Origin of the sequence: Agromyces sp. C10 (genome assembly GCF_023217995.1) — a bacterium.
Classification (GTDB): domain Bacteria; phylum Actinomycetota; class Actinomycetes; order Actinomycetales; family Microbacteriaceae; genus Agromyces; species Agromyces indicus.
This window is the reverse complement of the sequence record NZ_JALPSX010000011.1, coordinates 89156-101602: the sequence shown is the minus strand read 5'-3', so window position 1 is coordinate 101602 and position 12447 is coordinate 89156. Positions and strand designations below refer to the sequence as shown.

Annotated in this window: 11 protein-coding genes; 7 read left to right on the top strand and 4 right to left on the bottom strand. The window is 72.5% G+C overall.

Annotated features, from left to right (window positions below; all coding sequences use genetic code 11):
• The first annotated feature begins 83 nt into the window (after positions 1-83).
• Both M1L56_RS13380 and M1L56_RS13375 read left to right on the top strand, forming a co-directional pair.
• Entirely contained in the window at positions 84-1307 is a 1224-nt protein-coding gene (locus M1L56_RS13380) for an LLM class flavin-dependent oxidoreductase (RefSeq protein WP_248599604.1), read from the top strand.
• Positions 1304-1933, top strand: a complete 630-nt coding sequence (locus tag M1L56_RS13375) for an FMN reductase (protein WP_248599603.1) — start codon at positions 1304-1306, stop codon at positions 1931-1933. Before M1L56_RS13380 ends, M1L56_RS13375 begins: the two co-directional genes overlap by 4 nt.
• 74 nt (positions 1934-2007) lie before the next feature.
• Here M1L56_RS13375 and M1L56_RS13370 read toward each other — a convergent pair whose 3' ends face one another.
• The gene (locus M1L56_RS13370) at positions 2008-2214 is read right to left on the bottom strand and encodes a dodecin family protein (RefSeq protein ID WP_067946693.1); all 207 of its coding nucleotides are present in this window, start codon (positions 2212-2214) and stop codon (positions 2008-2010) included.
• A 238-nt stretch (positions 2215-2452) separates the two neighbouring features.
• Here M1L56_RS13370 and M1L56_RS16140 point away from each other — a divergent pair, with 238 nt between their 5' ends.
• Together M1L56_RS16140 and M1L56_RS13355 are read left to right on the top strand one after the other, a co-directional pair.
• Positions 2453-4480, top strand: a complete 2028-nt coding sequence (locus M1L56_RS16140; RefSeq protein WP_308198879.1) for a glycosyltransferase — start codon at positions 2453-2455, stop codon at positions 4478-4480.
• Between the two features lie 297 nt (positions 4481-4777).
• A complete protein-coding gene (locus M1L56_RS13355; protein ID WP_248599602.1) occupies positions 4778-7060 on the top strand; it encodes a polyribonucleotide nucleotidyltransferase in 2283 nt (760 codons plus the stop codon).
• Between the two features lie 64 nt (positions 7061-7124).
• Here M1L56_RS13355 and M1L56_RS13350 read toward each other — a convergent pair whose 3' ends face one another.
• From M1L56_RS13350 to M1L56_RS13340, 3 genes are all read right to left on the bottom strand, one after another.
• Positions 7125-7337 (bottom strand): hypothetical protein, encoded by a 213-nt coding sequence (locus tag M1L56_RS13350; RefSeq protein WP_248599601.1) that lies wholly within the window; start codon positions 7335-7337, stop codon positions 7125-7127.
• Positions 7334-7984, bottom strand: a complete 651-nt coding sequence (locus M1L56_RS13345) for a transcriptional regulator (protein ID WP_248599600.1) — start codon at positions 7982-7984, stop codon at positions 7334-7336. The genes M1L56_RS13350 and M1L56_RS13345 overlap by 4 nt, the downstream gene beginning before the upstream one ends.
• 152 nt (positions 7985-8136) lie before the next feature.
• The gene (locus M1L56_RS13340; protein ID WP_067946704.1) at positions 8137-8595 is read right to left on the bottom strand and encodes an Lrp/AsnC family transcriptional regulator; all 459 of its coding nucleotides are present in this window, start codon (positions 8593-8595) and stop codon (positions 8137-8139) included.
• A gap of 167 nt (positions 8596-8762) precedes the next feature.
• On the opposite strand from M1L56_RS13340, the gene pdhA reads away from it, so the two are divergent.
• Genes pdhA through M1L56_RS13325 form a run of 3 tightly spaced genes read left to right on the top strand, consistent with a single transcriptional unit; the run spans position 8763 to position 12354 of the window.
• On the top strand, positions 8763-9884 hold the full coding sequence (pdhA, locus tag M1L56_RS13335; RefSeq protein WP_248599599.1) for a pyruvate dehydrogenase (acetyl-transferring) E1 component subunit alpha: 1122 nt from the start codon (positions 8763-8765) through the stop codon (positions 9882-9884).
• Complete coding sequence (locus tag M1L56_RS13330; RefSeq protein WP_067946708.1) at positions 9881-10900, top strand: alpha-ketoacid dehydrogenase subunit beta; 1020 nt, start codon at positions 9881-9883, stop codon at positions 10898-10900. Before pdhA ends, M1L56_RS13330 begins: the two co-directional genes overlap by 4 nt.
• The gene (locus M1L56_RS13325) at positions 10897-12354 is read left to right on the top strand and encodes a dihydrolipoamide acetyltransferase family protein (RefSeq protein ID WP_248599598.1); all 1458 of its coding nucleotides are present in this window, start codon (positions 10897-10899) and stop codon (positions 12352-12354) included. Before M1L56_RS13330 ends, M1L56_RS13325 begins: the two co-directional genes overlap by 4 nt.
• Positions 12355-12447 lie beyond the last annotated feature (93 nt).

Sequence of the window (12447 nt, the reverse complement as noted above, 5' to 3'; positions counted from 1 at the left end):
GGAATAGTGTGGGCGTGGCATCCGTTGGGATCAATTGCATGCGAATGTATGCAAAACCCGATCGGCCCAGGAGGGCGAGAGACATGCAGTTCGGAATCTTCACCGTCAGCGACATCACGGAGGACCCCACGACGGGTCGCACGCCCAGCGAGGCGGAGCGCATCCAGGCGACGCTGACGATCGCCAAGCACGCCGAGGAGGTCGGGCTCGACGTCTTCGCCCTCGGCGAGCACCACAACCCGCCGTTCTGGTCCTCCTCGCCGACCACCACGCTGGCCTACATCGCCGGCCAGACCTCCACGCTCCAGCTGTCGACCGCGACGACGCTGATCACCACCAACGACCCGGTGAAGCTCGCCGAGGACTACGCGATGCTGCAGCACGTGTCGGGCGGTCGCGCCGACCTCATGATCGGCCGCGGCAACACCGGCCCGGTCTACCCGTGGTTCGGCAAGGACATCCGCCAGGGCCTGCCGATCGCGATTGAGAGCTACGAACTGCTGCACCGCCTGTGGAGGGAGGACGTCGTCGACTGGTCCGGCAAGTTCCGCACGCCGCTGCAGGGCTTCACGTCGACGCCGCGGCCGCTCGACGGCGTGCCCCCGTTCGTCTGGCACGGCTCCATCCGCACGCCCGAGATCGCCGAGCAGGCGGCCTTCTACGGTGACGGCTTCTTCGCCAACCACATCTTCTGGCCCGCGTCGCACACCCAGCGCATGATCGCGCTGTACCGGCAGCGCTTCGAGCACCACGGCCACGGCACCGCCGCACAGGCGATCGTCGGCCTCGGCGGCCAGGTGTTCATGCGCAAGAACTCGCAGGACGCCGTGAAGGAGTTCCGCCCGTACTTCGACAACGCGCCGGTCTACGGCCACGGCCCGAGCATGGAGGACTTCACGCAGCAGACCCCGCTCACCGTCGGCAGCCCCCAGGAGGTCATCGACAAGACGCTCGGGTTCCGCGACTACGTCGGCGACTACCAGCGCCAGCTCTGGCTCATCGACCACGCCGGCCTGCCGCTCAAGACCGTGCTCGAGCAGCTCGACCTGCTCGGCGAGGAGGTCGTCCCCGTGCTGCGACGCGAGTTCGCGAAGAACCGTCCGGCCGACGTGCCCGACGCGCCCACGCACGCGTCGCTCGTGAAGGCGAAGTACGGTGACGGCGCGCCCCGCCAGGCCACCCCGCGCGCCAATCGCGGCGACAACCTGACGGCCGGATCGCCCTACCAGGACGCCGAGGCCGGGACCGCTCCCGGTCGCGGCGCCGCGTTCGGACTCGCGTCCGCGGGAACGGCGGGTGCCCGATGAGCGCCAAGCGCATCGTCGTCGTCTCCTCGGGGCTCAGCACCCCGAGCTCGACGCGGCAGCTGGCCGACCGGCTCACCTCCGACGCCGTCGACGTCCTCCGCGAACGCGGCGTCGAGGCCGAGGTGCGCACCGTCGAGCTCCGCGACCTCGCGCACGACATCACGAACCACCTGCTCACGGGCTTCGCCCCGCCGAAGCTGCAGGAGGTGCTCGACGAGCTCGCGACGGCCGACGGCCTCATCGCCGTGACGCCGATCTTCTCGACGAGCTACGCGGGCCTGTTCAAGTCGTTCATCGACGTGATCGACCCGCAGTCGCTCACCGACCTGCCCGTGCTCATCGGCGCGACCGGCGGCACGCCGCGGCACTCGCTCGCGATCGACTACGCCATCCGGCCGCTGTTCACCTACCTCCACGCGATCCCCGTCACCACGGGCGTCTTCGCCGCGACCGGCGACTGGGGCGGCGGCGGGGACGGCGTGCGTTCGCTGCCCGAGCGGATCTTCCGCGGCGCTCGGGAGTTCGCCGAGCTCGTCGAGCGCACCGACCGCAGCGAGCGCGTGAACGACCCGTTCTCGCTCGTCCGGCCGATGGGCCACCTGCTGGGCGGACTGGCGGGGGAGTAGGCGCACGACCGGGCCCGGCCGGGCGGCAGGTGACGCACCTTCCGCCCGGCCGCGGCCGCGCCTGCGGCGCGGGCTCAGTCGTCGAGCACGAAGGTGACCTCGAGGGTCACCGACCACTCGACGATGCGTTCGCCCTCGACCTTGACCTTCTGCTCCTTGACCCACGCGCCCTTGACGTTGCGGAGCGTCTGGGCCGAGCGGGCGATGCCGACCGCGACGGCGTCCTCGAAGCTCGTCTCGGAGAAGGCGGTGATGGTGGTGACGCGTGCGACGGATGACATGGCGTTCCTCCTCGAACGTTCCGGGCGCACCGGACGATGCCCCCGTGCCCATCTTGCGCGTCTCGGGCGCCGACCGCGAGGGGGTGCGCGAACGGATGTCGCGACCCGGCTGCCCCCGGCCCGCGGCATGACCCGGGCGCGACCGCCCCGGGAACGGCGTCCGTCGACTCGGTGAACCCTGGTCGACCTCCGGCGTCGCGGCGCGCGGCGAGACGGGACGAGCGGACACGCTGTCACCGTGAGAGTCGCCCTCCTCGCCGAATCGTTCCTCCCGCACATGAACGGGGTCACCCACTCGTTGCTGCAGGTGCTTCGACACCTCGAGCGTCGAGGGCATGAGGCGCTCGTGATCGCCCCGCGCTCCGGACCCGTCGACCACGGGCTGCACGGCGCCTGCGCGGAGTTCCTGCGGTCGGCGCCGCTGCCCGGGTATCCCGAGCTGCGGGTGGCGCTCAGCGGGGTGCGCCGGCTGACCGGGGTGCTCGGGGACTTCCGGCCGGACGTGGTACACCTCGCGTCGCCGTTCGTGCTCGGGTGGCAGGGCGTGCTCGCGGCCGAGCGCCTGGCCGTGCCATCCGTCGCCGTCTACCAGACCGACGTGCCGGCCTACGCGGAGCGGTACGGGGTGGCCGGCGCCGAGCCCGTGCTCGCCCGGCACGTCGCCCGCATCCACCGTCGCGCGACCCTGACGCTCGCGCCGTCCTCGGCGGCGGCGACGCGGCTCGAGGGCTACGGCGTCGAGCGGATGCGGCGCTGGGCGCGCGGGGTCGACACCGATCGGTTCCACCCCGCGCGCCGCGATCCGGCGTGGCGTCGTCGCTTCGCGGCGGACGACGAGGTGCTCGTGGGCTACGTCGGCCGCCTCGCGCCGGAGAAGCAGGTCGAGGACCTGCGGGCGCTCACGGGCATCGAGGGCGTGCGCCTCGTCGTCGTCGGAGACGGGCCGTCGCGTGCTGCGCTGGAAGCCGCGCTGCCCGGCGCCCGCTTCACCGGGTTCCTCGGCGGCGAGCAGCTCGCGACCGCGGTGGCGAGCCTCGACCTGTTCGTGCACCCGGGCGAGAGCGAGACGTTCTGCCAGACCGTCCAGGAGGCGCTGGCCAGCGGCGTCCCGGTGGTCGCCACCGGCCGCGGCGGTCCGCTCGACCTGGTGCACTCGAGCCGGGACGGCTGGCTGTACCGGCCCGGGGACCTCGGCGAGCTCGCCGCCCGCGTGCGCGACCTCGCGGGCGACGACGCGAAGCGGCGCGCGTTCGGCCGTGCGGCGCGCGAGGGGGTCACGGAGCGCAGTTGGGAGCGCCTCGGCGACGAGCTGCTCGCGCACTACGAACTGGCCGCTCGCATCCGCTCGGGGGTGGTCGCGAGCCCCGCCGTCACCGGCCACGCCATCACGGCGCGGCGGAACGCCGAACCGGCACCCGCGGCGACGGCGCGGCCGACGCCGCCCGCACCGGCCGCCGCGCGACGCTGGGAGCGGTTCGTCGCCGTCGGCGACTCGGTCACCGAGGGGCTGTGCGACTCGTCCCGCATGGCCGCGGGGGAGTACCGCGGCTGGGCCGACCGGTTGGCGATGCTGCTCGCGGCGACCGGCGGCGGGGTGGGCTACGCCAACCTCGCCGTCCGCAGCCGCCGCGTGCGCGACGTCGTCGGCGTGCAACTCCCGCACGCCATACGCCTGCGCGCCGACCTCGTGACGGTCCTCGCGGGCGGCAACGACCTCGTCCGCATCGACGCCCGGCCGGAGGCGCTCGCCGATCGCCTCGCCGACGCCGTGCTCGCCGTGCGCGCGACCGGGTGCGACGTGCTCGTCGTCACGCCGTTCGTCCCGGCGCACGAGCGCCTGGGTCCCGTCCGAGCCCGATTCGCGCGGTTCGGCGAGCGGATGCGGCACCGGCTCGAGGGCACGGACGTGCTCGTGCTCGACGCGGCCGCGCACGACGGGCTGACCGCCCGCGGGGTCTGGGCCGAGGACCGCGTCCACCTCAACTCCTCCGGCCACCGGGCGCTGGCCTACGCCGCCGCATCGGTGCTCGGGGTGCCGGATGCCGCCGCGCTCGCCGCACTCGACGCGGCGCTGCACGGCGACGCCGATGAGCCCGATGCCCCGCCGCTGCCCACGGGCGAGTGGCTGCGCCGCCATGCCGTGCCCTGGGCCGGCCGTCGCCTGCTCGGCCGGACCGCGGGGGACGGGCGCTCCCCGAAGCACGCGGACCTGGTGCACATCCCGCCGCCCGACCGTGCCGCGCGGCGCAGCCGGACCACCGCGTGAGCCGCCGCGGCGGCGCCCGCTAGGCCACGACACCCCGGGCTGGTAGGCTCGCCGAGGGTGCCCGTGCGGCACCCGCTCAACTCAACATGAGCTCGCGCCCATCCACGGGCGCGCAACGGAGCAGGCCGGCAGGAAGCTGGTCCCCTGTGGTGGCTTACCAAGCACGAGCTTGGTGGACTTCTACTGGTGGCCAGCGCTGGCGGGTCGGATGACGCGCTGAGATCTGCCTGTTCCCTGCTCCTTGTCCACCTCGCGCGCCACACGGGCGTGCGAGTCGAAACAAAGGAGAGAGACCTCTTGGAAGGTCCTGAAATCACGTTCGCCGAGACCGTCATCGACAACGGTCGCTTCGGCACCCGTACCATCCGCTTCGAGACCGGCCGACTCGCGCAGCAGGCGCAGGGTTCGGCGGTCGCCTACCTCGACGACGAGACCATGCTGCTCTCGGCCACGTCGGTGTCGAAGCAGCCGAAGGAGCACTTCGACTTCTTCCCGCTCACGATCGACGTCGAGGAGCGCATGTACGCCGCGGGCCGCATCCCCGGCTCGTTCTTCCGCCGTGAGGGCCGCCCCTCGACGGAGGCGATCCTCACCTGCCGCCTCATCGACCGGCCGCTGCGTCCCTCGTTCGTCGACGGCCTCCGCAACGAGGTCCAGGTCGTCGTGACCGTGCTCGCGATCGAGCCCGACGAGCTCTACGACGTGCTCGCCATCAACAGCGCGTCGCTCTCGACGCAGCTGTCGGGCCTGCCGTTCTCCGGCCCGATCGGCGGCGTGCGCGTCGCCCTCATCGACGGCCAGTGGGTCGCCTTCCCGAAGCACTCGCAGCTCGAGGACGCCGTGTTCAGCATGGTCGTCGCGGGTCGCGTCGTGACCGAGGCCGACGGCTCGCAGGACGTCGCGATCATGATGATCGAGGCCGAGGCCACCGACAACGCCTTCAACCTGATCCAGGCCGGCGCCGTCAAGCCCGACGAGACCGTCATCGCTCAGGGCATCGAGGCGTCGAAGCCGTTCATCAGGCAGCTCGTCGAGGCGCAGCAGGAGGTGGCGAAGACCGCCGCCAAGCCGACCGCCGACTACCCGACGTTCCCGCCCTACCAGGACGCGACGAAGGCCGCCGTCGAGGAGCTCGCGCTCAAGGAGCTCAAGAGCATCTACCAGATCGCCGGCAAGGTCGAGCGCCAGGACGCCGACGACGCGCTCAAGGCGCGCGTCAAGGAGGCCATCGCCGCCAAGGTCGAGGCCGGTGAACTCCCCGAGTCCGCCAACGGCGAGGTGTCGGCCGCGTACAAGTCGGTCACCAAGCACGTCGTGCGCTCGCGCGTCCTCTCCGAGGGCATCCGCATCGACGGCCGCGGCCTGGCCGACATCCGTCCGCTCGACGCCGAGGTGCAGGTCATCCCGCGCGTGCACGGCTCCGCCATCTTCCAGCGCGGCGAGACCCAGATCCTGGGCGTCACCACGCTGAACATGCTCAAGATGGAGCAGCAGATCGACTCGCTGAGCCCGGTCACCAAGAAGCGCTACATGCACAACTACAACTTCCCGCCCTACTCGACGGGTGAGACGGGGCGCGTCGGTTCGCCGAAGCGCCGCGAGATCGGCCACGGCGCGCTCGCCGAGCGTGCGCTCGTGCCGGTGCTGCCGTCGCGCGAGGAGTTCCCGTACGCCATCCGCCAGGTCTCCGAGGCGCTCGGCTCGAACGGCTCGACCTCGATGGGCTCGGTCTGCGCGTCCACGCTGTCGCTGCTGAACGCGGGCGTGCCGCTGAAGGCGCCGGTCGCGGGCATCGCGATGGGCCTCATCTCCGACACGGTCGACGGTGAGACCCGCTACGCGGCGCTGACCGACATCCTCGGCGCGGAGGACGCGCTCGGCGACATGGACTTCAAGGTCGCCGGCACGTCGGAGTTCGTCACGGCGATCCAGCTCGACACCAAGCTCGACGGCATCCCCGCCTCGGTGCTCGCCGGCGCGCTCACCCAGGCCAAGGAGGCGCGCACCACGATCCTGCAGGTGCTGAACGCCGCCATCGACGGCCCCGACGAGATGGCGCCGACGGCGCCTCGCGTCATCAGCGTGCAGATCCCGGTCGACAAGATCGGCGAGCTCATCGGCCCGAAGGGCAAGACGATCAACGGCATCCAGGACGACACCGGTGCCGAGATCTCCATCGAGGACGACGGCACCGTCTACATCGGCGCGACCGACGGCCCGACGGCCGAGGCGGCGCGGGCCGCGGTCAACGCGATCGCGAACCCGACCAACCCCGAGGTCGGCGAGCAGTTCCTCGGCACGGTCGTGAAGATCGCCGCGTTCGGCGCCTTCATCTCGCTGTTGCCCGGCAAGGACGGCCTGCTGCACATCTCCGAGGTGCGCAAGCTCGCCGGCGGCAAGCGCGTCGAGAACGTCGAGGACGTCCTCGGCGTCGGCCAGAAGATCCTCGTCGAGATCACGAAGATCGACGACCGCGGCAAGCTCTCGCTCGCGCCCGTCATCGCGGAGGAGGCCGACTCGGCCCCCGCCGAGACCGAGCGCGTGCACCCCGTGGAGCCCGCCGAGGGTGCCGACGTCTAGTCGTCGCCCCGTCGCACCGATGCCCCGCCCGATCCGTTCGGGCGGGGCATCGTCGTCTCGTCGCCTACAAGGGCATGAAGGTCGCCGAGCGGATGGCGCGGTCGCGCTCGGCGACGGCGGCCTCGGCCGCCTCGAGGGCGGCCATCCTGGCGAGCAGGCGGTCGCGGTCGGTGCGCCGCGCCGAGCGGCGCCGGCCCCAGCGGGCCAGGGCGAGCCCGGCGCGCACGGCCCAGTCGCCGAGCCGGCCGGAGCCGGGGGAGAGGGTGAGGGAGCTCATCGGTCCTCCTTCGCGGGGTCGGCGGTCGGTTCGCCGCGCACGAGCGGGAATGCGTTGACGTGGATCTGGACGGGACGTGAGCCGGGCGACGGCGTGCGCTTGTAGGCGCTGATGTAGCGCTGCAGGACGGCGTCGATGTCGGTCACCAGGCCGTGGAGCTGTTCGGGCGTGAGGCGGAGGTTGATCGTGTCCGAGGTGGCGATGTCGAGCCAGTCGGCGTCGAACACCAGCTCGCCCTCGGCGAGGAACTCGTGGAAGTTCTGCTCGCGGGCGCGGAACCACTCGTCCTCCACGAGCTTCACCGCGAGGCGTTCCGCGCTGCCGGGCGGCAGCTTGCGGGCGTCGGGGATCGCGATGGATCCGGGGCTGCGTTCCCACCAGCGCTCGCGGCCCTTGCCGCGCGAGGGGTCCTCGCGCACCAGGCCGGCGCGAGCGAGCTGGCGCAGGTGATAGCTGGTGGCCCCGCTGGATTCGCCGAGGCGCTCGGCGAGCATGCTGGCCGTGAACGGGCCGTAGGACGAGAGCTCGTCGTAGATCCGCACCCGGAGGGGGTGCGCGAGGCTCTTCAGGCTCTCCGAGGGCAGGACGTGGTCGATCCCGGGGTGCCGGGAGCTGCTGGGCCAGGCGTTCAGGTCGGTGTCGTCCATGGTGCAAAGATAGCGTTGCAAAGAATGCTTTGCAAGGGGTTCTTTGCAACTCTTGCATGGCTCGCGCGGACGACCGCAGCGGCGGCACCCGGGCTCGACGGGTGGGCCGGCGCAGTTCGGCGGGTGACCGCGGCGCAGCGGGTGGGCGCGGCTCAGCGGGCGAGCAGCGGCGACAGGCGGTAGGGGATGAGCTCCCCCATCGCGAGGGAGGTCTCGGTGCGTTCGACGCCCTCGATCGCGAGGATCTCCTCGTCGATGCGGAACAGGTCGTGCGCGTCACGGCAGACCACCCGGACGAGCAGGTCCACCTGGCCCGACAGCCCGTGGGCCTGGATCACCTCGGGGATCCGCGAGAGTTCCCGCACGACGTCGGACAGCAGCTTCTGGCGCGCGTGGACCGACACGAACGCCTCGAGCGGATAGCCGAGCGGCGCCGGGTCGATGCTGCGCTCGAACGAGAGGAAGGCTCCGGATGCCTCGAGCCGCGCCATCCGCGCCTGGACGGTGTTGCGGCTCAGCTTGAGCCGGTCGGCGAGCGCGACGGCCGTGGCCCGCGGGTCGTCGGCCAGTGCCCGGAGCAGGGCTCGGTCGACCGCGTCGTAGCCGTTCATAGCGCCACACGTTAGCACCGTGAAGTCCGTCACCACCATGCAATCTGCGCAACTCGTCCGGGGTTGCTTGAGCCGATTGCCAGATCGTCGTACGCTGCCGATATCCGGCATCGGCGCCGGGCGCGACGCTGCCCACAAGGCGGCGGAGCCGACACGGAGGTTCGACGATGACCCCTTCCGACCGAGAGGCGACCGGGCTGCTGACCCGTCCCGGCGACCTCGTCCAGCTCCTCGACCAGGCGGGCACGCGACACGCGAACCCCGACTTCGACCCGTGGGTCGCCGACGTCGACACCGACGCGCTGGCCGCCCTCCACCGCGACATGGTCGTGGTGCGCCGCCTCGACGCCGAGGCCACCGCGCTCCAGCGCCAGGGCGAGCTCGGCCTGTGGCCGCCGCTCGCGGGCCAGGAGGCCGCGCAGATCGGCTCCGCCCGCGCCCTCGACGACGAGGACTTCGTCTTCTCCAGCTACCGCGAGCACGCCGTGGCGTGGCTCCGCGGGGTGCAGCCGGTCGAGCTCCTGAGCGTCTGGCGCGGCACCGCGGCATCCGGCTGGAACCCCTACGAGAAGCGGATGGCCGTGCCGCAGATCATCATCGGCGCGCAGTCGCTGCACGCCGTCGGCTGGGCCATGGGCGCCAAGTGGCAGGGCGACGAGCACGTCGCCATCAGCTACTTCGGCGACGGCGCCACGAGCGAGGGCGACGTCAACGAGGCGTTCGTCTTCGCCGCGAGCTTCGACGCGCCCGTCGTGTTCTTCTGCCAGAACAACGGCTGGGCCATCTCCGAGCCGGTCGGCCTCCAGTCGAAGCAGCCGCTCGCGCGTCGCGCCGACGGCTTCGGCATGCCCGGCATCCGCGTCGACGGCAACGACGTGCTCGCCGTGCTCGCCGTGACGCGCTGGGCGCTCGACCGCGCCCGCCGCGGCGAGGGGCCCGCGTTCATCGAAGCCGTCACCTACCGCATGGGACCGCACACCACCGCCGACGACCCCAAGCGGTACCGCACCGACGACGACCTCGCCGCCTGGCGCGAGCGCGACCCGATCTCCCGCCTGCACGCGCTGCTCGCGGCATCCGGGGCCGACATGGCGGCCGTCGACGCCGACGCGAAGGCCGCCGCCGACCGCGCCGCCGCCGACCTGCGCGCGGCCATCACGAACATCCCCGACCCGGAGCCCATGAGCGTGTTCGACCACGTGTACGCCGAGCCCAACAGCCACCTCGAGCGGCAGAAGTCGCGCTACGCCCGCTACCTCGCGATGTTCGACGAGGAGGGGGTCCGATGACCACGCTGACCCTCGGCAAGGCCCTCAACGAGGGGCTCCGCCGCGCGCTCGCCGACGACGACACCGTCGTGCTCATGGGCGAGGACATCGGCACGCTCGGCGGCGTCTTCCGCATCACCGACGGCCTCAAGGCGGAGTTCGGCGGCGATCGCGTCGTCGACACGCCGCTGTCGGAGGCCGGCATCCTGGGCACGGCCGTCGGCCTCGCGTACCGCGGCTTCCGCCCGGTGGTCGAGATCCAGTTCGACGGGTTCGTCTACCCGGGCTTCGACCAGATCGTCGCCCAGGTCGCGAAGCTGCACTACCGCTCGCGCGGCACGGTGAAGATGCCCATGGTCATCCGGATCCCGTTCGGCGGCGGCATCGGCGCGGCCGAGCACCACTCCGAGTCGCCCGAGGCGTACTTCACCCACACCGCCGGGCTGCGCGTCATCGCGTGCTCGAACCCCGCCGACGCGTACGTCATGATCCGCCAGGCCATCGCGAGCGACGACCCGGTGGTCTTCCTCGAGCCCAAGCGCCGCTACCACGTGAAGGGCGAGGTCGACCTCGACGCGAACCTCGCCGACGCCCGGCCCATGGGCGTGGCCACGGTCGTGGCATCCGGTCGCGACGTCACGCTCGTGACCTACGGCGCGCTCGTGCAGACCGCGAAGGATGCCGCGACCGCCGCCGCCGAGGAGGGCGTCTCCGTCGAGGTCATCGACCTGCGCTCGCTCGCGCCCGTCGACTACTCGACCATCGAGGCCTCCGTCCGCCGGACCGGACGTCTCGTGGTGGCGCACGAGGCGGGCGAGCAGGGCGGCGTCGGCGCCGAGATCGCCGCGTCGATCACCGAGCGCTGCTTCGAGTTCCTGGAGGCCGCGCCCGTGCGGGTCACCGGCCACGACATCCCGTATCCGCCGGCCAAGCTCGAGCAGCATCACCTCCCCGACCTCGACCGCATCCTCGACGGCGTCGACCGCGCGATGGGCCGGCCGAACTCGCTGTCCGACGTCTCGGAGGTGGACGCGTGAGCACGATCCGCGACTTCGCGCTGCCCGACCTCGGCGAGGGACTCACGGAATCCGAGATCGTCGCCTGGCGCGTCAAGGTCGGCGACCACGTCGAGCTGAACCAGATCATCGCCGACGTCGAGACCGCCAAGGCCGTCGTCGAGCTGCCCTCGCCGTTCGAGGGCACCGTGACCGCGCTGCACGCCGCCGAGGGCGAGACCGTCAACGTCGGCGAGAAGCTGTTCTCGTGCGACACGAGCTCTGCCGCGGTGACGGATGCCGCGGCGCCGGACCCTGCCGCGGCGCCGGCCCCTGCCGCCGCGCAGGTCGCTGCGCAGGCCGCTCCCGCCGAGACCGCCCCGGAGGCTCCGGCCGAGCCCGTCGAGGTGCGCGAGCCGACCCTCGTCGGCTACGGCGCCGGAGCCGAGCGCGGACCCAAGCGACGGGCCCGCCGACTCGGCGCGCCCGCGGCGCTCCGCGAGGACCTCGTGCCCGCACCGCCCGAGCACGACCGCATCGAGCCCGACACGGTCACCCTCGGCGGCGCGAACGGGCTGCACGACGCCGACGAGCGCCCCGAGCGTCCGCGGTCGACCCCGCCGGTCCGCAAGCTCGCGCGCGACCTCGGCGTCGACCTCGAGCAGGTCGTCGGCACGGGGGAGCGCGGCCTGATCACGCGCGCCGACGTCGAGGCCGCGGCATCCGGGACCCGCGCCCCGGAGGCGCCGGCGACGCCGGCGACGGTCACCGAGACGACGACCGCACCGACGGCGCCCACGGAGACCCGCATCCCCATCAAGGGCGTGCGCAAGCACACCGCCGCCGCCATGGTGCGCAGCGCCTTCACGGCGCCGCACGTCACGGAGTTCCTCACGGTCGACGTGACCGCGACGATGGAGCTCCTCGCCGCCATCCGCTCGGATCGCGCCTACGCCGGACACAAGGTGACGCCGCTCACCGTGGTGGCGAAGGCGCTCTGCATCGCCGCGGCCCGCACGCCCGAGGTCAACTCGCGCTGGGACGAGGAGGCGCAGGAGATCGTGCGCTTCGGCGGGGTGAACCTCGGCATCGCCGCGGCCACCGAGCGCGGCCTCGTCGTGCCGAACGTCAAGGGCGCCGAGCGGATGACGCTCATCGAGCTCGCCGACGCGATCGCGGCCCTCGCCGAGACCGCGCGTGCGGGGAGGACGGCGCCGGCCGACCTCGCCGGGGGCACGATCTCGATCACGAACATCGGGGTCTTCGGGATCGATGCGGGAACGCCGATCCTGAACCCGGGGGAGGCGGCGATCCTCGCGATGGGCGCCGTGCGGCGCCAGCCGTGGGAGCACCGCGGCGAGATCGCGCTGCGCGAGGTCATGACGCTCTCGCTCTCGTTCGACCACCGACTGGTGGACGGCGAACAGGGCTCGCGCTTCCTCGCCGACATCGGGCGGATCCTCCGGGAACCGGGCCTCGCGCTCACCATGTCCTGACCCGTCGCCGCCTGGCACGGACGCGAATCGCCGGAACTCGACGCGAGTTCCGGCGATTCGCGTCCGAGGAGGGTGCGGGCGCAGCGTGGCGGG

Bases quoted from the DNA above. Each gene is read 5' to 3' on its own strand.
- M1L56_RS13345 (WP_248599600.1), bottom strand. From the start codon at position 7,984: ATGGACGACACCGACCTGAACGCCTGGCCCAGCAGCTCCCGGCACCCC.
- M1L56_RS13350 (WP_248599601.1), bottom strand. From the start codon at position 7,337: ATGAGCTCCCTCACCCTCTCCCCCGGCTCCGGCCGGCTCGGCGACTGG.
- pdhA (WP_248599599.1), top strand. From the start codon at position 8,763: ATGACCCCTTCCGACCGAGAGGCGACCGGGCTGCTGACCCGTCCCGGC.
- M1L56_RS13330 (WP_067946708.1), top strand. From the start codon at position 9,881: ATGACCACGCTGACCCTCGGCAAGGCCCTCAACGAGGGGCTCCGCCGC.
- M1L56_RS13375 (WP_248599603.1), top strand. From the start codon at position 1,304: ATGAGCGCCAAGCGCATCGTCGTCGTCTCCTCGGGGCTCAGCACCCCG.
- M1L56_RS13340 (WP_067946704.1), bottom strand. From the start codon at position 8,595: ATGAACGGCTACGACGCGGTCGACCGAGCCCTGCTCCGGGCACTGGCC.
- M1L56_RS13380 (WP_248599604.1), top strand. From the start codon at position 84: ATGCAGTTCGGAATCTTCACCGTCAGCGACATCACGGAGGACCCCACG.
- M1L56_RS13370 (WP_067946693.1), bottom strand. From the start codon at position 2,214: ATGTCATCCGTCGCACGCGTCACCACCATCACCGCCTTCTCCGAGACG.